This is a genomic window from Microbulbifer sp. GL-2 (assembly GCF_007183175.1).
In the GTDB taxonomy this organism is placed as follows: domain Bacteria; phylum Pseudomonadota; class Gammaproteobacteria; order Pseudomonadales; family Cellvibrionaceae; genus Microbulbifer.
The window spans coordinates 1,303,529-1,323,203 of the sequence record NZ_AP019807.1 but is presented as its reverse complement, the minus strand read 5'-3'; the positions used below and the strand labels follow the sequence as shown (position 1 = coordinate 1,323,203).

18 protein-coding genes are annotated in these 19,675 nt (G+C 51.0%); 16 read left to right on the top strand and 2 right to left on the bottom strand.

The window, feature by feature from the left end; genetic code table 11:
• Positions 1-30 precede the first annotated feature (30 nt).
• Positions 31-735, top strand: coding sequence for a YggS family pyridoxal phosphate-dependent enzyme (locus GL2_RS05670; RefSeq protein WP_143729686.1), 705 nt, complete (start codon positions 31-33; stop codon positions 733-735).
• 39 nt (positions 736-774) lie between these two features.
• Positions 775-1,050 carry a hypothetical protein gene (locus GL2_RS05665; RefSeq protein ID WP_143729685.1) on the top strand — a complete coding sequence of 92 codons (276 nt, stop codon included), beginning with the start codon at positions 775-777 and terminating at the stop codon, positions 1,048-1,050.
• A gap of 77 nt (positions 1,051-1,127) precedes the next feature.
• On the opposite strand, the gene GL2_RS05660 is transcribed toward GL2_RS05665, so the two are convergent.
• Positions 1,128-3,131, bottom strand: a complete 2,004-nt coding sequence (locus tag GL2_RS05660) for a prolyl oligopeptidase family serine peptidase (RefSeq protein ID WP_143729684.1) — start codon at positions 3,129-3,131, stop codon at positions 1,128-1,130.
• A gap of 142 nt (positions 3,132-3,273) precedes the next feature.
• Between GL2_RS05660 and proC the strand changes: the two genes are divergently transcribed.
• From proC to GL2_RS05590, 14 genes are all read left to right on the top strand, one after another.
• Positions 3,274-4,107 (top strand): pyrroline-5-carboxylate reductase, encoded by an 834-nt coding sequence (gene proC / locus GL2_RS05655; protein ID WP_143729683.1) that lies wholly within the window; start codon positions 3,274-3,276, stop codon positions 4,105-4,107.
• A gap of 62 nt (positions 4,108-4,169) precedes the next feature.
• A complete protein-coding gene (locus GL2_RS05650; protein WP_143729682.1) occupies positions 4,170-4,778 on the top strand; it encodes a YggT family protein in 609 nt (202 codons plus the stop codon).
• A gap of 150 nt (positions 4,779-4,928) precedes the next feature.
• A complete protein-coding gene (locus GL2_RS05645) occupies positions 4,929-6,896 on the top strand; it encodes a dynamin family protein (RefSeq protein WP_143729681.1) in 1,968 nt (655 codons plus the stop codon).
• Positions 6,897-7,064: 168 nt separating this feature from the next.
• Positions 7,065-8,210, top strand: a complete 1,146-nt coding sequence (locus GL2_RS05640; protein WP_172621237.1) for a homoserine O-acetyltransferase — start codon at positions 7,065-7,067, stop codon at positions 8,208-8,210.
• Positions 8,210-8,800: a methionine biosynthesis protein MetW gene (gene metW / locus GL2_RS05635; RefSeq protein WP_143729679.1), complete on the top strand. Its 591-nt coding sequence runs from the start codon at positions 8,210-8,212 to the stop codon at positions 8,798-8,800. Before GL2_RS05640 ends, metW begins: the two co-directional genes overlap by 1 nt.
• A 141-nt stretch (positions 8,801-8,941) precedes the next feature.
• Positions 8,942-9,394: a DUF4426 domain-containing protein gene (locus GL2_RS05630; protein WP_143729678.1), complete on the top strand. Its 453-nt coding sequence runs from the start codon at positions 8,942-8,944 to the stop codon at positions 9,392-9,394.
• Positions 9,395-9,492: 98 nt separating this feature from the next.
• Complete coding sequence (gene rdgB / locus GL2_RS05625; protein ID WP_143729677.1) at positions 9,493-10,110, top strand: RdgB/HAM1 family non-canonical purine NTP pyrophosphatase; 618 nt, start codon at positions 9,493-9,495, stop codon at positions 10,108-10,110.
• Positions 10,079-11,314 (top strand): radical SAM family heme chaperone HemW, encoded by a 1,236-nt coding sequence (gene hemW, locus GL2_RS05620; protein ID WP_143729676.1) that lies wholly within the window; start codon positions 10,079-10,081, stop codon positions 11,312-11,314. Before rdgB ends, hemW begins: the two co-directional genes overlap by 32 nt.
• A 140-nt stretch (positions 11,315-11,454) precedes the next feature.
• Complete coding sequence (gene trxA / locus GL2_RS05615) at positions 11,455-11,784, top strand: thioredoxin TrxA (RefSeq protein WP_143729675.1); 330 nt, start codon at positions 11,455-11,457, stop codon at positions 11,782-11,784.
• A gap of 369 nt (positions 11,785-12,153) precedes the next feature.
• A complete protein-coding gene (rho, locus tag GL2_RS05610; protein ID WP_143729674.1) occupies positions 12,154-13,413 on the top strand; it encodes a transcription termination factor Rho in 1,260 nt (419 codons plus the stop codon).
• Positions 13,414-13,683: 270 nt separating this feature from the next.
• Positions 13,684-13,953, top strand: a complete 270-nt coding sequence (locus GL2_RS05605; RefSeq protein WP_108731407.1) for an RNA-binding protein — start codon at positions 13,684-13,686, stop codon at positions 13,951-13,953.
• Positions 13,954-14,109: 156 nt separating this feature from the next.
• Positions 14,110-15,576 carry a 4-hydroxy-3-polyprenylbenzoate decarboxylase gene (gene ubiD / locus GL2_RS05600; RefSeq protein ID WP_143729673.1) on the top strand — a complete coding sequence of 489 codons (1,467 nt, stop codon included), beginning with the start codon at positions 14,110-14,112 and terminating at the stop codon, positions 15,574-15,576.
• A 171-nt stretch (positions 15,577-15,747) separates the two neighbouring features.
• Positions 15,748-17,010, top strand: coding sequence for a serine hydrolase (locus tag GL2_RS05595; RefSeq protein WP_172621069.1), 1,263 nt, complete (start codon positions 15,748-15,750; stop codon positions 17,008-17,010).
• A gap of 959 nt (positions 17,011-17,969) precedes the next feature.
• Positions 17,970-18,299 carry a hypothetical protein gene (locus GL2_RS05590; RefSeq protein WP_143729671.1) on the top strand — a complete coding sequence of 110 codons (330 nt, stop codon included), beginning with the start codon at positions 17,970-17,972 and terminating at the stop codon, positions 18,297-18,299.
• A 280-nt stretch (positions 18,300-18,579) separates the two neighbouring features.
• Here the strand turns inward: GL2_RS05590 and GL2_RS05585 are convergent, their stop codons facing one another.
• Positions 18,580-19,608, bottom strand: coding sequence for an alpha/beta fold hydrolase (locus GL2_RS05585; protein ID WP_143729670.1), 1,029 nt, complete (start codon positions 19,606-19,608; stop codon positions 18,580-18,582).
• Between the last annotated feature and the right edge of the window lie 67 nt (positions 19,609-19,675).

The following is a 19,675-nucleotide window of genomic DNA, read 5'->3' as shown; positions in this document are numbered from 1 at the left end:
CGCCACTCATTTCGGTAAGGGCCCCAGTATATGCGCAAAGAGACAATCGTCGAAAACCTGAATGCAGTAGGTGAGCGGATTGTGACATGCTGCAACAACTGCGATCGCAACCCCGCAGAAATTACCCTGCTGGCAGTTTCCAAAACACGGCCGGCACAAGATCTGCGCTTTGCCTATGAGGCGGGACAGCGCCACTTTGGCGAGAATTATTTACAGGAGGCCCTGGAAAAACAGGACGCCCTGTCCGATCTGGATATTCACTGGCATTTTATCGGGCCGCTGCAGTCGAACAAAAGTCGGGCTGTGGCCGAGAGATTCCAGTGGATACACACCGTTGACCGATTGAAAATTGCCCAGCGTCTTTCGTCACAGCGGCCTAAAGATCTGGCACCGCTCAATATATGCCTGCAGGTGAATATCGATGGCGAGCAAAGCAAGTCTGGCATAGCTGTGCAAAATTTGGTGGCTATGGCGCGTGAAGTGGTGAAATTGCCGAGGCTGCGTTTACGCGGGTTAATGGCAATTCCCGCCGTGCGACAGAATGTCCAGGCTCAGAAGGAGCCTTTTGCCGAGCTGGCCAGCTTGTTGCAAAGCCTGCGACAAGAGTTTCCCGAGCAGACTATGGACACTCTTTCGATGGGGATGTCCGGAGATATGGAGGCGGCTATTGCCTGTGGTGCGACCATTGTGCGTATTGGTACAGATATTTTTGGCACACGCAATTATTCTGCGTGAGGTGCCTGCACTTAACCCATTGTTTGTTAGGGAAATTGAATGACAAAATCAGGGGTTCTCGAGGTGGTATTATTGGGATTAACCCTATGTGCGGCAATGACCCTGTCTATGACGCAGAGCCCGCTGGTTACCTGGATAGCCTTGGAGTGGCTGGCATTTATTTGTTTACTCTCGTTTTTATCTCCCAGGATATCAATGATTACCAGGTTTCTTAGTAATACAGTCTCCCGCTTATTGTGGCCGGAGAGCCGGCATTGGCTGTGGATGGTGGCAATTGCTTTAAATCTGATTGCACTAGTGGAAACCTATTCCTAAATGGGTTGGTAGTTATTGCTGGCCAATATAGATAGAAAAAACGGCCCTGAAGGCCGCTTTTTTTGTGTCGAGTATTATTACTCGTTTAATGCCAATTTCTTTTTCCATTCCTTGCCAAGTAAATGTTCGGCGAAGAACAGTGCAGTGGCCTGAGTAAAGGCGTCGCTGTTTTCCTTCTTACGATAACCGTGCCCTTCATTTAGTGCATTCATGTACCACACCTGATTGCCGCTTTCGCGAAGGGCATTAACGATCTGCTCGGCTTCAGTGACCGGTACGCGTGGATCATTTTGGCCCTGCACCACGAACATGGGCACCTGAATTTTTTCCACATTGTTGTTGGGGCTGATTCTCTCCAGGAAGGCGCGCATTTCCGGATTGCGCTCATCACCATACTCCACTCTACGCAAATCGCGGCGGTAGCTCTTGGTATTGGTGAGGAAGGTAACAAAGTTGGAAATGCCGACAATATCCACTGCTGCCTTGAGGCGATGGGAATAGTGGACACCACTGGCCAGTACCATGTAACCGCCATAGCTGCCGCCAAACACGGCGACACGTTTGGCATCCAGATCCGGCTGGGTGGCGATCCAATCCAACAGGGCGCCAATATCTTTCACCGAATCTTCACGCTTAAAGCCGTTATCCATAGCCAGGTAGCTTTTGCCATAACCTGCGGAACCGCGCACGTTGGGTGCGATTACCGCAGCTCCAAGTTCTTTCAACCACATTTGATAAGTGCTGGAGAAAAATGGGCGATATTGGCCTTCTGGGCCGCCGTGAATGGAAATGATAACCGGCACCGGGCCTTTCATATTGCGCGGCTTATATACGAAAGCTGGAATTTCCCGGGGTTTGCCGTCAACCTTGTCGAAGGTCGGATAGTGCACCAGCTCGGGTTCGACAAACTGTTCGGTATCGAGGCCGCCTACCTCGCTGAAGGTCCAGCGATTAAGGTCGCCACTAGATAACGCACGTCGGCCCAGTTCCAGAACAAAGGTATCAGAGGGCGTTTTAGGCGTATTTAGGGACATTGCCAGCTTGTCGCCTTCCGGCGAAAACTCGATACCACCGATAACGCCGATGGGTAGGGAATCTACTTTGCGGTAGCGGTTATTGCGCGGGTTATACAGGTACAGTGATGACATACCATTTTCATTGGCGACAAAAGCGCCGCGACGGCCATCTTCACTGAGTACAAAGCTACTGATATCCCATGGGATATCAGTGGTGATTACTTTTTCATCACCGCTGCGCAGGTCCATGCGGATCAACTGAGTGAACTCACCCCCCTTGTCACTTACCAGGAATACGGAACGGTCATCGTAGCTGAAGCCGGCAGGGAAGTTGCGCGAGTCGCCTTCATCACTACCGGCGAGCAGATTCAGTTCTCCGCTGTCGAGGTTCAAAAGGTGGACCTTGGAGCGGGTGGAGGATACATACTGCAGCACCAGAAGTTGGCTACCAGACTGAGAGAAGCCGCTTGGCCCCCACCAGCTGCCATCTTCAGCTTTCAGGATCAGTTGGTCTTTCTTTTTTTCATTGTCAAAGGTGGTCAGCCAGATATCGTTGGCTTTACCGTCGCGGCGAGTGCTCTGGTAGGCTATGGCTGAGCCCTGCTTGTTCCAGAGGATGGCGCCATTGCGGGACTCACCATCGGTGATCATCTCACTTTTGCCGCTTTGGGCATCGAACAGGAAGATCTGCGTATATTCGTTGCCGCCGGCATCCATGGTGAAGGCCAGTTGTTGGCGTTCTGGGCGGGTCGAGACACTGCCGATAGGTTCTTGGAAGAAAGTCAACTGACGGCGGGCGCCGCCGGCGCGATCTACTTTATGGAGTTGATTTACCTCACCAAAGCGGGTGCTGACATACATTCCGCTACCATCCATATCCCAGCCGCGGAAGCTGGCTGAGCGCACATTTTGATAACGGTTCAGTTGATCGGCAATGCTCTGGGGAATTGGTGGGATATCCTGCAATACTAGTTGGCCATTGTTTTCGGTACGTGTTTCCACCGCACTGGCAAAGCCAGATGCACCGAGCAGTATGGCCGTGACTAAGAAGCGCCATTTACGCATTTTTTTCTCCTTGGCTAACGCGCAGGAGCGCGTTTCTCTTGTTATTGGAATTGAGCGACCACATATTAGCGAAATCCCCAATGGGGAGAATAGCGACTGAAATTCACAGCAGCTGAGCCGAGAGCTCGTCGAGGTAATCCGAGTGACTGCAACAAACCCCAAAATCGTTTTTATCGGCGGCGCCGGCAATATGGCCGGCGCAGTGATTGGTGGCCTGCTCGCAGCGGGATACCCAAGTGACAGAGTTGTCGCCACTGGGCGCGATCCTCTTAAACTGGAAGCCTTTGCCAAACGTCATGGAGTGGAGGTACACGACGATAATATCGTTGCGATTGATGAGGCCGATGTGATTGTGCTGTCGGTCAAACCTCAGGTTATGCGCGATCTCTGTATGGATCTGCGTCCGCACCTGGCAGGGCGGAAGCCATTGGTAATTACGCTTGCAGCGGGTATCCCCCTGGCGGCTTACCAACGCTGGCTAGGTGAACATTTGCCGGTTGTACGCGCAATGCCCAATACCCCGGCGCTGGTCCAAGCGGGCGTAACTGGTTTGTATGCCGATGCTGCAGTGACTGCGGAGCACCGCGCTATTACCGAGCGTATTGTTAATGCGGTGGGAATTTCCCTTTGGGTGGAGCAGGAGGAGGGCATTGACCAGGTCATTGCTGTTGCTGGTTCTGCTCCAGCGTACTTTTTCCAGTTTATGGAGGCGATGATCGACGCATCCACTGCAAGTGGTTTCGCTCGTGCTGATGCCGAGCGTCTCGTGTTGCAAACTGCCTTGGGCGCCGCCAAACTGGCCATGGTCAGTGATGTGGATGTGGCGCAGTTAAAACGCAATGTGATGTCACCGGGCGGAACCACTGAGCGTGCGGTGCAGCGCTTTGAACAGGGTGGCCTTCCCCAGCTGGTAGAGGACGCGATGCGCGACTGTGCCGAGCGTGCCGCAGAAATGGCCAGGGAACTGGACCGCTAGAAAATACGATTTAAAAGCGGCGCAACCGTTGCCGTAATTCATTTACTCTTTGGGGTTTTTCGATGGCAAATACCTTCAGTAATATCGGCGTCTTCCTGGTGGCGACCCTCGGTATCCTGTTCTTGTTTGTGGTTTTGATGCGCTTTTTACTACAGCTGGCTCGCGCGGATTTCTACAACCCCATTTCCCAGGGTATTGTTAAAATTACCAACCCGCTGTTATTACCGTTGCGCAAGGTGATACCGGGACTTTTCGGCTTGGACATGGCCTCGCTGGTTCTGGCATTGTTGGTGGGGCTGGTGATGATTCTGGCTTGCGGCTTGTTGGCGGGCTATGGATTGTTTAACCCGCTTAGTGCACTGCTCTGGTCCCTGATAGGCTGCGTGGCCACAGTGATTGCGGTGGTCTTTGTAGGGATGCTGATCTCCATTGTGTTCAGCTGGATTGCACCTCATAGCGGTCACCCGGCGTTAATGTTGTTGCGCCAGTTACTGGAGCCATTCTGCGCACCGATTCGCCGCTTGATCCCGCCACTGGGGGTGATCGATATCAGCCCGATCTTCGTGTTTATCCTGCTTACAGTGGCAGACAAATTGCTGTTCGGTTTCGCACAGATGGCGAATATGCCCCCTTTCGTTTACAGCCTTTTCTGGCATATTCCCGGCTTTTAAGTATTGGCGCTGCCAGTTTTCTTGCAGCGCGCGTACTGGATCGCATCTGGCGCGGTGTTAGACTCGTATACTAATGGCTGACGGCCCCAGCTTTCGCAATGGATGACTGGGTCCATGTCTGCAAGGTATGAATAAAAAGAACACCGTGAAATGGAAGACGCACTTTTACGCCAGCATATCTCCGATTACGACCGTTGGAAGAAGAACCTGGATCGCCAGTTCGCCCAGTTCAACCAATGGTTGCAGCAACACTTCCCCAACTCCGCCGGAGCTTGCCAGGTTGTGCAGCAGGCCCGTGCATTACTCACCGACGACCAGTTTACCCTGGTGCTGGTCGGCGAGTTCTCCCGTGGCAAGACGGAACTGATTAACGCGCTGTTGTCGCAGACTTACGCCCAGCGGTTGTTACCTTCCAAGCCGGGGCGCACCACCATGTGTCCCACGGAAATCTTCAGTGATGGTGGCGAGCGCGCCAGTCTGCGCCTGTTGCCAATCGAAACCCTGGCTACCAATACCAGCCTGGAGAGTTTCCGCCGGATCCCACAGAAGTGGGTAACCCATGAATTCGACGCCAATGACCCTGAGGCTACCCGCTCAGCGCTGTTGAAGGTGGCCGCGACCAAATCGGTGATGCCTGAGGAGGCGGCCCGCTATGGCTTCGATCGTCGCCACCTGGATGATAAAGGCAATCTGGTAGAAATTCCCGCCTGGCGCTACGCGCTGATCTGCCTGCCACATCCACTACTGGACCAGGGCCTGCGGATTATCGATACGCCTGGGCTCAACGCCCTTGGCAATGAGCCGGAATTGACCCTGAGTACCTTGCCCGGTGCCCAGGCGGTGGCCTTCCTCCTGGCTGCGGATGCAGGTGTCAGTGGCACCGATATGAATATGTGGGAGACTCACTTGGCGCCATTGCGCGAGCACCGTGGCACAGCGGTGATGGCGTTACTGAATAAAGTCGATGTCCTTTGGGATGATCCCGATGAGGATGCAGACTTATTGTTGCGGCGTATGAGTGCGGAGGTCGCCAAGCTATTATCTGTGCCACAGGAGAGTGTTGCTGGGGTCTCGGCAAAAATGGCGCTGCTTGCCCGCCAGCAGCGGGATATGGACCTGCTGCGCAACAGTCGCTTTGCAGACTTCGAAAAACTGCTGGTGCAGCGCCTGTTGGAGCACCGCCAAAAAGTGGCGGAGCACCGCTCATTACATCAGGCCCTGACACTGATGGCGGACACTCGCGATCTCCTCAAGCGCCGCCTCAATAGCGGCCGCGCCGCATTGGTTCACCTGCAGCGCAACAGCGCCAGCACCGAGGAACAGTTAGCGGAGCTGGGCCAGCTGCAGCAGACTGTACGTGAGCAGCATAAGCTCTGCCACCAGGAATTACTCACACTCAAATCCAGTCAGCGCATGTTGATGCGTCAGAGTACTTCCCTGCTGGCCCCTATCTCCACCCAGCAACTGCAACTGTTAATCGATGACACCAGCAAGGAATTGCATAAACGCTGGACGCCGATGGGGCTGGCCAAGGCTATTGACACCTTTATGGAAGGGGTTGATCACCAGCTCGCCAATCTGGAGCGGGAGGTGGACCAGGCAAACCGGCTATTGGATGCGGTTTTCGAGCGTTCCAGTTTGAAGAAAGTGGATAGTGTTGAGCAATATTTCAGCGCCCGGAAATTCCGTGCCACTCTGCGTGGCCTGCACCGCCAGGCTGCTCAGTTGCGCCGTTCACCACAACTGCTCCTGGCGCGACGCAACCGCCTGAGCGAGCGCTTTATCACCACCCTCGCAAGTGAAGTGGGGCGGCTCTACAGCCAGATCATTGATGCGGCGGAAAACTGGTTGGAGCAGGCGCTCGAGCCATTGAAGCAGCACGCTCAGTACCAGAAACACCTGCTCAACCGCCACCTGATCAAGCTCACTGAACTAAAACAGAAGACTCGGAGCCGGCGCACTGACTTGCGTACTCTCGAAGACGAAGTACTGCGCAATGACCGGGCTCTTTCAGCGCTGGAAGAGTTGCTGCGCCACAGCAGCTCCGCGCCTCAACCGCTGGCTCCTGCGCCTCGCGCCCACAATGTCACACGACTGAAAGCCTCTCTCACCACCTGAGAGGGGCTTGGCGGTTCTTAACTGGCGGTTGTGATAACTGTCATAAGTTGCAGGGCTCCCGTAAACTCTCTGTTCCGGCATTTGCCAGCCGCCAAATAACCTGACAGATAAAATACCTTGTCAACGGAAAGCCCCACTGCCTCCCGGGAGGTCCAGAGTACCGCCGACGTGAATTCTGTCGGTATAGTTGTGCCAAAGAGCTACAGGTTTAGCGAGCCATTGCCGCTGGCCTGCGGGCGCGTATTGCAGGACTACACCCTGGTCTACGAAACCTATGGCGAATTAAACGCCGATAACAGCAATGCAATTTTGATTTGCCACGCTCTGTCGGGGCATCACCATGCTGCGGGAAGACACAGCCCCGATGACAAGCGGCCGGGCTGGTGGGATCACTATATCGGTCCTGGAAAGCCAATCGACACGAATAAATTTTTTGTGGTCTCTCTCAATAACCTGGGCGGTTGTCACGGTTCAACCGGGCCAGTTTTCATCAACCCCGCTACAGGAAAGCCCTGGGGGCCGGATTTCCCACCTCTGCGGGTTCGCGATTGGGTCCACAGCCAGGCGCGCCTGGCCGATGTGTTGGGAATTGCGCAGTGGGCTGCGGTTATCGGTGGCAGTTTGGGCGGTATGCAGGCCATGCGTTGGTCATTGGAGTACCCTGAGCGATTGCGCCACTGCGTGGTGATCGCATCGGCGATGAAGCTTTCGGCGCAAAATATCGCTTTTAATGAAACTGCACGCCAGGCTATCACTTCCGATCCGGATTTTTGCGGTGGGCGTTATCTGGAGCTGGATAAGTTGCCGCGCAGGGGATTGGCGGTGGCGCGTATGATCGGCCATATCACATATCTCTCCGATGATGGACTGGCGAATAAGTTTGGTCGTGAGCTGCGTTCCGGCAGTTTCCAACCGGGTGCCGACGAGGAGGTCGAATTTCAAATCCAGAGTTACCTGCGCTACCAGGGCGACGCCTTCTCCAGCAGTTTCGACCCCAATACCTATATTCTGATGACCCGTGCATTGGATTACTTTGACCTGGCACGGGAATACGGTGATGACCCGGTGGCGGCGTTTGCCAATGCTCGTTGCCGTTTCCTGTTGCTTGCCTTTACTTCCGACTGGCGTTTTGCGCCGGAGCGTTCGCGCGAGATTGTCGATGCCCTGATACACGCCAATGCCCCAGTGAGCTTTGCCGAAATTGAATCTGCCATGGGCCACGATGCATTTCTGCTCCCTGATAAGCGCTATGAGGAAATCTTCCGCGCCTATATGCAGAGGGTGGCAACAGAGCCCACAGGGGAGACATGTTGATGCGTATAGATCTCGATGTAATCCAGGAGTGGATAGCGCCTGGCAGTCGGGTGCTGGACCTGGGCTGTGGTGATGGCGCACTGCTGGAACAGTTGGACAAGAACAAGGATGTGACTGGTTATGGCCTGGAAATCGACCCGGAGCAAATAGCCCGTTGTGTGCAGCGGGGAGTCAATGTTGTCGAGCAAAACCTGGATACTGGGCTCGGTAACTTTTCCGACGGCAGCTTTGACGCCGTGGTTATGACTCAGGCACTGCAGACACTGCGGCACCCGCATGAAGTGGTGCGTGAGATGCTGCGGGTAGGGCGTGACTGCATTATCACTTTCCCCAATTTTGGGCAGTGGAGGGCGCGCTGGCACCTGGCATTTTCGGGGCGCATGCCCGTTTCTGACCTATTACCTTTTGAATGGTATGACACACCTAATATTCACTTTTGTACTTTCAGGGACTTTGAAGTGCTGTGCAAACAGAACGATTGGACTATTTTGCACCGCCAGGTAGTATCCGAGACGAAAATAGGCGTAACCTTTAAAGACTTTTTACCAAATTTATTCGGCGAGACAGCGATATATCATCTAACTCGCTAAACTAATATCTGCGCCAAGTTTTTGCCCCCTGGTTGGAGGCAAATTGCAGTTTTTGGCGGCCGCCGCCGAGAAGGTGGCCCGCCAATGGAATTCAGTGTCAACTCACCGGAGGTTGGCGCTCATAACAATTGGAGGTAAAGCGTGAATCGCATCCTTGCCGCAGCCGCCACCCTGGCCCTGCTTTTCGTGACCGCTGGCGCTGTTGCGCAACAGGCCCGCATTATCAAGAGCCATGAGGATTTCGGTGACTACCGGGTAATCTACTCGGTATTCAACAGTGATTTTATCCAGCCGGATATTGCACAGAAGTATCAATTGGCACGCGCCAGGGACCGCGCTTACGTCAATGTGTCTGTAGTCAAGAAGGATGGTGGCACTCATGGTCTTAGTGCTGAGATATCTGGGAACGCAACCAATCTGATCCAGCAATCACGACCTTTGAAGTTTGCTGAGATTCGCGAGGGCGATGCAGTTTACTATCTGGCGCCGTTGCGCTTCGAGAACGAAGAAACTCTCACCTTCAATGTTGATGTCACCTTGCCCAATGGTAAAAAGGAAAGGGTTACTTTCCGTCGCAAACTGGAACGGCCCTAGAGGGGCGAGCACCATCGCTAAGCCATGTTGGTGTGGCGGACTTCCACCCAATTAAGAATCCATAGCGGGCCGTGGGCCCGTTTTTTATTTGATACAGCATGATAAATAAAATTGTCCTGGCCAGCGGTAACGCCGGCAAATTGCGTGAGTTTTCCCAACTTTTCAGTACTTGGAAAATCGAGGTTCTACCTCAGTCCGAGTTCGATGTAGTCGATGCCGAGGAAACGGGCCTGAGTTTTATCGAGAATGCCCTGATCAAGGCCCGCCACGCCAGCCGTATTAGCGACTTGCCAGCACTGGCTGATGACTCCGGGCTAGCGGTAGATGCCTTGGGCGGTGCCCCAGGTATCTACTCGGCACGTTATTCAGGTGAGGGGGCCACCGATGCGAGCAATAACAGTAAGTTACTCAGTGCACTTGATGGGGTCGAAACTCTTGCTCGCGATGCCAGTTTTCACTGCGCCTTAGCTTTTGTGCGCAGATATGATGACCCGGTGCCTTTGGTGTGCAGTGCCCAGTGGCGCGGACGTATCCTGGAGAAACCCATGGGTGAGCAGGGTTTCGGTTATGACCCGCTTTTCTTGGTGCCCTCAGAGGGTATGAGCTCGGCACAGCTGCCGCGGGAGGTAAAAAATCGTCTGAGTCATCGTGCCCAGGCCATGGCGTTGTTTGAGGTCATGTGGCATGAGCAGATGGCGGGTATCGATCTTGACTGACAACGACACATTGGAGCTGCCGCCACTTAGCCTGTATGTGCATATCCCTTGGTGTGTGCGCAAATGTCCCTATTGTGATTTCAACTCACACCAGGCTGCCAGGGATCACACGGATACCGAATACGCGCTACCGCAAGCAGAGTATGTGGCACAGTTGCGTCGAGACCTGCTGAGCCAACTGCCTTGGGTACAGGGACGCAAGCTGCAGTCCATTTTTTTTGGTGGCGGCACTCCGAGCCTGTTTTCTCCGGAAGCTATCGGGCAAATCCTGGTCATGGCTGATGAGCTGGTAGGCTTTGTCGAGGGTGTCGAGATCACTCTGGAGGCGAATCCCGGTACCTTTGAACAGGCAAAATTTACCGGTTATCGTTCAGCCGGAGTCAATAGGCTGTCGATTGGGGTGCAGAGCTTTGATGCCGCCCAGTTGCACAACCTGGGGCGAATCCACAGCGGAGACGAGGCAGCTAGTGCGCTGGCGATGGCACGCAGGGCCGGCTTCGACAATATTAATCTGGATCTGATGCACGGCCTGCCAGGGCAGGCGGAAGTGGAGGCGCTGGAGGACCTGCGCCGCGCCGTATCCCTGGGGCCAGAGCATATTTCCTGGTATCAACTCACTATCGAGCCCAACACGGCCTTTTACAGCGCACCGCCTTCTACACCGGGTTCACAATTGATTGCCAGCATACAGGGCAGCGGACGAGAGTTTCTCGCTGAGGAGGGATATCTCCGCTACGAGGTGTCCGCATATAGCGGGAGGGGGCTTGAGTCCCGTCACAACCTCAACTATTGGTCGTTTGGTGATTACCTGGGTTTAGGAGCTGGTGCCCACGGTAAGGTGACATTGCCTCACGAGGGGCAGATCCTGCGCAGTCGGCGTACGCGTACACCGCGGGACTATATGAGCATCACACCAGCAGGTGGTGAATTGCTTCATCGGCAACTGGTTGAGCCTCATACCGATTTGGTGGAGGCTGCAGACCTACCGCTAGAGTTCCTGATGAATACGCTGCGCCTGGCTGACGGCGTACCCACTGATACCTTCACCCGTTACACAGGCCTACCCTTGGGGGTGTTACAGCGGCAGTGGTCGACTTTGATGGCAATGGATCTGGTACTGCCACTGGAGCGGCGCATCGCCACCAGTACATTCGGCTTCGACTATCTTGATGAGATTCTGCAGCGCTTCCTGGAGCAGCCGTGACTTCAGGGACTTGAAAAGCAGATCAGCGCCCCAATCTACGCGCTTAATGGCGCATTTCGGCTGTACTCCCACAGCCTGCATCGTGAGATGATGCGCGCGCGGTGGTCCCGCATTGAGTAACTAAAGAACAGGAAAGCAATATGAGCGAGCACGCAATCATCAATGTAACTGACGCCGAGTTCGAAGCTGAGGTTCTCAAGACTGAAGGCCCGGTGCTGGTAGATTTCTGGGCTCAGTGGTGCGGCCCGTGCAAAATGATCGCTCCGGTCCTGGATGACCTGGCGGGCCACTATGGCGACAAGCTGAAGATCGTCAAAGTAGACGTGGATGCAAATAAGGAAACCCCAGCGAAATATAATGTACGCGGCATTCCCACCCTGCTGCTGTTCAAAGGTGGCAATGTGGAAGGTACCAAGGTCGGCGCCCTGTCTCGCGCCCAGTTGACCGAGTTTATCGATAGCCAGCTGTAATCCTGACCAGTCCATCCTGCAAAGAAGGTAAATTTCTTTGCAGGATGGAAAACACCCGTTATACTGGCTGTAATTCTGTAATAGTTCAGTCAGTTGTGAATCCAGTGATGACCAGCTGAAGAAAACGCCCCTCCACAGGGTCCCTGACCATCCCCGGCGTGTATATTCCTCGAATGAGCTTATTGATAGTGCTCTGCCTTTTGATTATGGAGAGCTAAAGCTTGATAGGTATTACGCTTCCGATAGACATGGCCACCCAAGTGTACCGGGCAAATAAATGAGCAAATCTCTAATTTTCAAACCCCTCCCCAAAATAATTTCCGGCGTGTCCGCGCCAAATGACAACAGAAACCTTAATAAGCAATTGGTATGAATCTCTCCGAATTAAAAACCAAACCCATTGAAGAGTTGATTGAAATAGCCAAAGGTATGGGCCTGGAAAACCTGGCCCGGTCGCGCAAACAGGATATTATTTTCAATATTCTCAAGCGCCATGCCAAAAGCGGTGAAGATATTTACGGCGACGGTGTACTGGAAATCCTTCAGGACGGTTTTGGATTTTTGCGTTCCGCTGATTCCTCTTATCTTGCGGGACCGGACGATATATACGTTTCTCCCAGCCAGATTCGCCGTTTTAATTTGCGTACGGGTGACTCGATTTCCGGAAAGATTCGACCACCAAAAGAAGGTGAGAGATATTTCGCACTTTTGAAAGTTAACGAAATTAATTTCGATAAGCCGGAAAATGCCCGTAACAAAATTCTTTTCGAAAACCTCACACCTCTTTTCCCCAATGAACGCCTCGGTCTGGAATGTGGCAATGGCTCTTCCGAAGACTTGATCGGTCGAATTATTGACCTGGTGGCTCCGATTGGTAAGGGGCAGCGTGGCCTGATCGTAGCTCCGCCCAAGGCGGGTAAAACTATTATGCTGCAGAATATGGCCCAGGCCATAACGCGCAATAATCCTGAATGTCATCTGATCGTTTTGCTGATTGACGAGCGCCCGGAAGAAGTGACTGAGATGCAGCGCTCAGTACGCGGTGAAGTGGTTGCCTCCACTTTTGATGAGCCGCCCGCACGCCACGTCCAAGTTGCTGAAATGGTGATTGAGAAAGCCAAGCGTCTGGTGGAACACAAAAAAGATGTAGTGATCCTGTTGGATTCCATTACCCGTTTGGCGCGTGCTTATAACACTACGGTGCCGAGTTCTGGCAAGGTACTAACTGGTGGTGTGGATGCCCACGCCTTGGAGCGCCCCAAGCGCTTCTTTGGTGCCGCGCGCAATATTGAAGAAGGCGGAAGTCTGTCTATTATTGCTACTGCACTGATTGATACTGGCTCGAAGATGGATGAAGTAATTTTCGAGGAGTTTAAAGGTACAGGTAACATGGAATTACAGCTGGATCGTAAGATCGCTGAAAAACGTGTTTACCCGGCAATTAATGTACGTCGCTCGGGTACCCGCCGTGAAGAGTTGTTAATGCCTGAGGGTGAGCTGCAGCGGGTATGGATTTTACGTAAACTTTTGCACGATATGGAAGATGTGGCGTCAACTGAATTCCTAGTGGATAAGTTGAAGGATTTCAAGACTAATGACGAATTCTTCCTGTCCATGAAACGGAAATAATTTTTATATATAAAAGGCGCCAGCATAGGCGCCTTTTATATTCTGGATTGAATAAGGCGAATATTTACGCTGATTAATGTTGAAAAGGCGAGCTATTAGGCATATAAAGTTCCACATCGTGGCGCTGGATATGAATTTTATTGAGCGGCGCCCGACCGAATTGGCTCAGGAGATACTCCGTTAAAGGGCCAATCTCAAATGAATAATCTGGTGGAGCTGGTTATTCATTTGTGACTGCACGACAGCCCACACATCTAGTGAGAACCTTTTGTGAATATCTATATTGGAAATCTGGCCTACGCGGTAACCTCTGACGACCTGCACGAAGCTTTCGGCGCATTCGGAGAGATCTCTCGGGCTACTGTAATTACCGACCGTGAGACTGGTCGCTCTAAAGGCTTCGGTTTCGTAGAAATGCCTAACGACGACGAAGCTCGCAAAGCAATCGAAGAGATGAACGACCAGCCTATGTCTGGCCGTAACATCCGCGTTAACGAAGCTAAGCCCCGCGAAGATCGTCCGCGTCGCCCCCGCTTCTAAGCTTGCGATAAGCTTAAGATTTTTTCGGCCCGCTGCCTAAGGTTTGCGGGTCGTTTCTCCCTCCTGCCCCTTTGCACCCTGATCAGGGCGCCATTCCCCATTTTGTCTTTTCTGTTTTACACTGCATGCTGGTTTATTTTCTTCGCCCGGTAACTCATGAAATACAAAGACCTGCGCGACTTTATCAAGTTGTTGGAAAAGCGCGGCCTGTTGAAACGAATTCAGCACCCTGTTGACCCCAATCTAGAGATGACAGAAATTGCTGACCGTGTGCTGCGTAGCGGTGGTCCGGCCCTGCTGTTTGAAAACCCAGTGGGCTTCGACACACCGGTATTGGCCAACTTATTTGGCACTACCGAGCGGGTGGCGCTGGGAATGGGGCGGGAAAGCATCGAAGAGTTGCGTGAGGTAGGTGAGCTTCTCGCTTTCCTTAAGGAGCCGCAGCCACCAGAGAATCTGCGCGATGCCTGGGAGAAACTACCAGTTTTCAAGCAGGTCCTGAATATGGGACCAAGAGTTGTCAAGGGAGCCGCCTGCCAACAGATTGAGCTGGATAAAGAGCAAGTGGATCTTACTGCGCTGCCAATCCAGACATGCTGGCCAGGTGATGCAGCACCCCTGGTAACTTGGCCACTGGTAATTACCCGTGGGCCGGAGAAGAAGCGCCAGAACCTGGGTATTTATCGTATGCAGCTGATTGGTAAAAATCGCTTGATTATGCGTTGGCTCAGTCACCGTGGCGGTGCACTGGATTACCGCGATTGGTGTAATAAATATCCCGGCCAACCTTACCCAGTGGCTGTCGCACTGGGCGCAGATCCTGCCACGATCCTGGGAGCCGTCACTCCGGTTCCTGATACCCTATCAGAGTATGCATTTGCAGGTTTATTACGCGGTGATAAAACTGAAGTGACCACAGCCCTGCTGAGTGATTTACAAGTTCCCGCCAGCGCGGAATATGTGTTGGAAGGCTTTATCTACCCTGATGATATGGCGGATGAAGGTCCCTACGGAGACCATACCGGTTACTACAATGAGGTTGATCGCTTTCCGGTATTTACCGTGGAGAAAATTACACATCGCAAAAAACCTATTTATCACAGCACATATACTGGACGGCCACCTGATGAGCCGGCTATTTTGGGGGAGGCACTTAACGAAGTATTCGTACCGATTTTGCAAAAGCAATTCCCTGAGATAGTTGATTTCTATTTACCGCCTGAGGGGTGTTCTTACCGTCTCGCTGTGGTGACGATGAAAAAACAGTATCCCGGCCATGCCAAACGGGTAATGATGGGAGTCTGGTCCTTCCTGCGCCAGTTTATGTACACCAAGTTTGTTATCGTCACCGATGACGACGTAAATGCACGGGACTGGAATGATGTTATCTGGGCTATGACAACCCGTATGGACCCGGCAAGGGACACGGTAATGGTGGAAAGTACTCCGATTGACTATCTGGATTTTGCTTCTCCAGTATCGGGGCTGGGGTCCAAGATCGGTTTCGATGCCACTAATAAATGGCAAGGTGAAACTGACAGGGAGTGGGGAATCCCCATTGAGAAAGATCCAGAAGTAGTTAAAAGAGTCGATGAAATCTGGTCCAAGTTGGGACTCAAATAATCTAATTATTCGACATTTAATTTATTCCTTTTCAGTAGAGTGCCCGATCGGGCGCTCTATTTTTCTTATAAGTTGAATCAACTCTATTAGAGCTGAATTCAGAAGCCTACTCTCACTACTAAAGTAATTAATCAACTGCATCTATTGACAGAGTCAATGGCGTCGAATCTTTTGGATGACGTTGTTACTGTCAAAAAAACGATATGGTTGAGCAATTTCTATGAAAATAATTTTTTCCATTGGTGTACTTGTTATAGGTATTTGTTTTTTTGGTTGGTCTTGCCAAGTGAGCAAAAAAAGAGTAGTGGAATAGATGATATACAGGTTTTTATACCGGAAATTATGCGCGAAGCGGCAATTCCAGGTATGGCAGTGGCTAAGGTAAAGGGGGGAGAGCTTGCTTTTCAGCAAGTGTATGGAATGGCTAACCTGGAAACTGATAAAGCTGTTACTCTGGATACCTCGTTTAATATTGCTTCAATTAGCAAACCAATAATGGGTGTTACACTATTACAATTGGTCGATCAGGGGAAACTGGAACTCGATATCAATACATATCTACCATTTAAAGTAGATAACCCTTATACAGTGAATGAAAAAATCACTCTGAAAAACCTTGCAAGTCATTCTGCAGGTATTGAAGATTACTACGATTATACCAGTTACTCTAAAAACAGCGATCCAGAAATTAGTCTTGAGCGCCACTTGCGTACCTTGCTTACGAAAAATGGCAGCCTCTATGGTGACGGGAATTACTACCTGAATACCATGCCAGGAGAGAGTAGGAAATATAGTAATTTGTCAGCTGGTTTGGCCGGACTGCTGGTAGAGTCAGTTACTGGTCAGTCGCTGGCTAGTTACAGCAGGGATACTCTATTTCATAGCTTGGAAATGGATAGTGCACATTGGAGGCTCAATGGGATGGATCTGAACTCCATTGCGGTACCTTATAAGGTACAACAATGCGTACCGTTTATCGGCCTGTGTACCGACAGTGAATCAGAAAAGTTAAATAGCCTTGTAGGAAAATACATTAATCCTCCCTTCGAGTACAAAACATTCTACCCGTATCCGCATAATGGAAACCCCCAGTATCCAGATGGGGGAATTCGAGTCAGTATTGCAGATCTCAGTGACTTTTTAATAGCTATTTTGCACAATCGTGATAAGTCTGGAAGGATGATTTTATCGGAAGATATGCACCAGGAAATGTTTCGTCTGCAGTTGCCGGAATCCATTTCGAATTCTCAGCGTTTCTTTTGGCGAGATCGCCATGGGCTAATTGGACATATGGGGACAGATCTGGGTGTATTTGCTGCAATGTACTTTGATCCAGAGAGTAAAGATGGATTTATTATTTTGATGAATCGTGATGCAGATGCGAAATCTGCAAATGCAATGAAAGAAATTGCTAAACGCCTTATGAAAATATAGATCTGCTTTAAGGAAAAATATATTAAGGTGTATTTGTTTGATATTGATGTCGTTAAGGTGGAAGTTTTTTCAATAAGCTCCGATTTGATTTTTGTTGCTCTGTTGGATCTCTTTTGCCAATTGTTCTCTTAGAAAAAAGGAAGGCCAATTTGTTGTGACTAGAAAAATGCAATTGAGTAAACTATTTATTTGCGCTCTCCTTTTCCCAATGAATGTAATAGCCGGTGAGATTAACTCACCGGAGAAGGTATCACTTGAAAAGATGAGGTCCCTTTGGGGGATTGGAGGAAGAAGGGGAGTAGTGGTGAGACGCTTTACATTAGTTTCTCCAAAACGGCTGGCGGCACGGTGCTACTAGAGAATTGGTTAAGTAGAGGAAAATCACACTCTATCATTTTGATAACGAGAACTTGCCGGCTACGCACTATTGCCTACAGGGAAATCGGCCCTGGTTACAGCTTGACGCTTATGGAGGGGGCGAGCAAATTGTATTTTCTTTTAAAGACGCCACGAACCTTACGGATTTAGCCGCAGATCACCAACATAGCCTTGCCTTTGAGTGGTTAGAGCATGACAAAAAACTACGTAAGGAAAGCTATATTGAGAATGGGAGTATCGCGCCATCTTCAATGAAGCTTGTGCGTAAATAAGCTGTCATAGCTTTATAAACTACACCTTTGTTAGTTTGTTTAGAGATAGAGCGGCGACAATGTTTTTTGTTGCCAGCTTTTTTATACGCCTGCTTCATCGCCAATCATATAAAGTAGTATGATACGGGAGATCTTAAAATTTAGTGCTATAGCTTGGCGCTGGGGGGGATTTGTGGGTTTTCCCGCCGTGTAGATTGGGCATTTCTAAAGTTAGCGGTCAGCGAATTGGCATATGGCGACAGGCGTTGTTCAAATTTATTGAGTATGGGGATTGATTTAAATAAATACAAAATCAAGGAGTGGTGAAAAATGGAATTGATTATTTTCGTAATTATAATGGTGGCAGTACTGGTTTTGCCACTAAAGTTGGCGGCAGCCATGTTGGGAGCGAAGAATACGGGGGTTTTTTATTGCCTCTTTGCCCTTCTTTTGGCTTTGATCATTCAGCGAATTGTGGGAGGTATGTTACCAGGGGTTAGTGATAGTGCTGGTATCTTACTGACAATTCCGCTGGCGGCCATTGCCTATATGCTGGTCTTGGGTACAGGTTTTTTAAAAGGGATCCTTATTGCGCTGTTACAAGGTGTAATCACCTTCTTTGCAATGCTGTTATTTGCAGGGATGTTTGCAAATATTTAGTTTCCTCGCTTAATTCCAATTGCACTCGTAGGGATTTTTTTGTGTCAGCAGGGAGCTTACTCCTAAGTCCCTGCTTGAGTCTTCGCACAGATTAAGAGCTGAAATAAATCTTATCTGGGCTCTTACAATAATTAGCTGCTATCAATTTTGTACCTAGCTTTGAGAGTCTCTAGATGGGGAGGTGTAACTGTTAGCTTGTGATTCCAGGTTGCCAATCGGACTTAACATGACGTTATCACAATACCTGCTCATATATAACGCAGCCGCTATTTGCCTGGAGTTACCGAGGTTTCTCAATCAGGAAGTGACTCAGTGCATTGAGGTATACCGGAAAATCTTCATATTGAGGTAGGTGTCCAACACCGGCAAGCTCCACGAGTTTGGCATTGGGGATTGCTTCAGCTGCTTGTCGACCCAGCTGATCATAGCGCCCCAGGGAGCCCCTGAGTGTCGCTGGCGCTCGGTTGCGGCCAATGGCCGTACGGTCTCTGGTACCGATGATCAACAGGGTCGGCATTTTTAGATTGGCAAATTCATAGAGTACTGGCTGGGTAAAAACCATTTCGGATGTGAGTGCGTCAATCACGGCCATGTGCTTGGCATCTGGCCCGAGGGCCCAGCCGGCCTGGATATCAAGTAAGGGATCGTATCGGGCCTGCCACTCACCGGCAAAATAGGCGTTGGACATATAGCGCTGGATACTTTCGGGCGTCTGTTTTTGTTCCCGGGCGATAGCTTTTTGCAAAGGCTCATAGGGCACGATGCGCTTCCAGTCCTCCAGGCCGATAGGGTTTATAAGAGCAAGCTTCTGTACTGTTTGTGGGTACATCAATGCAAAGCGTGTCGCCAACATACCACCCATGGAGTGGCCAACCACCGCAACCCTGTTTACCCCAAGATGCTCCAGTAACGCTTTGGTGTCTGTCGCCATAGAGTGAAAAGTATATTGTTTTAGGGGTTTACTGGATTTTCCAAAGCCAACCTGGTCCGGCGCAATCACCCGGTAGCCCCGCCCGCTGAGTGCAGCAATAGTGTCCTTCCAGTAAGCGCCGGAGAAATTCTTACCATGTAACAACAGGACCGTACCCTGCAGAGTTGTCATCTCTCCCGCAGGTACATCCATATAGGCCATGGATAAAGATTGGTTCAGCCAATCACGCGGAAATACTTTGACCGGGTAGGGGTATTCGTAGCTGCCCAGGAGTGCATCCTGAGGTTTGACCGCGCTATCCGCATAAGACTGTGTGTTGGTCAGTAGCAGGGCACAGAATAACAGCTGGATAAAAGCGTTAAGGTGTAAGAGATTCATGAGCTTTTCTCAAAACCTGACTGGAGGCAGCAAAGTTACTTTATAAGTATTAGCCCCGATGGGAAAG

Coding starts and splice junctions, on each gene's coding strand:
- GL2_RS05670 (WP_143729686.1), top strand. CDS start 31: ATGCGCAAAGAGACAATCGTCGAAAACCTGAATGCAGTAGGTGAGCGG.
- GL2_RS05665 (WP_143729685.1), top strand. CDS start 775: ATGACAAAATCAGGGGTTCTCGAGGTGGTATTATTGGGATTAACCCTA.
- GL2_RS05660 (WP_143729684.1), bottom strand. CDS start 3,131: ATGCGTAAATGGCGCTTCTTAGTCACGGCCATACTGCTCGGTGCATCT.
- GL2_RS05650 (WP_143729682.1), top strand. CDS start 4,170: ATGGCAAATACCTTCAGTAATATCGGCGTCTTCCTGGTGGCGACCCTC.
- GL2_RS05645 (WP_143729681.1), top strand. CDS start 4,929: ATGGAAGACGCACTTTTACGCCAGCATATCTCCGATTACGACCGTTGG.
- metW (WP_143729679.1), top strand. CDS start 8,210: ATGCGTATAGATCTCGATGTAATCCAGGAGTGGATAGCGCCTGGCAGT.
- rdgB (WP_143729677.1), top strand. CDS start 9,493: ATGATAAATAAAATTGTCCTGGCCAGCGGTAACGCCGGCAAATTGCGT.
- hemW (WP_143729676.1), top strand. CDS start 10,079: ATGAGCAGATGGCGGGTATCGATCTTGACTGACAACGACACATTGGAG.
- trxA (WP_143729675.1), top strand. CDS start 11,455: ATGAGCGAGCACGCAATCATCAATGTAACTGACGCCGAGTTCGAAGCT.
- rho (WP_143729674.1), top strand. CDS start 12,154: ATGAATCTCTCCGAATTAAAAACCAAACCCATTGAAGAGTTGATTGAA.
- ubiD (WP_143729673.1), top strand. CDS start 14,110: ATGAAATACAAAGACCTGCGCGACTTTATCAAGTTGTTGGAAAAGCGC.
- GL2_RS05590 (WP_143729671.1), top strand. CDS start 17,970: ATGGAATTGATTATTTTCGTAATTATAATGGTGGCAGTACTGGTTTTG.
- GL2_RS05585 (WP_143729670.1), bottom strand. CDS start 19,608: ATGAATCTCTTACACCTTAACGCTTTTATCCAGCTGTTATTCTGTGCC.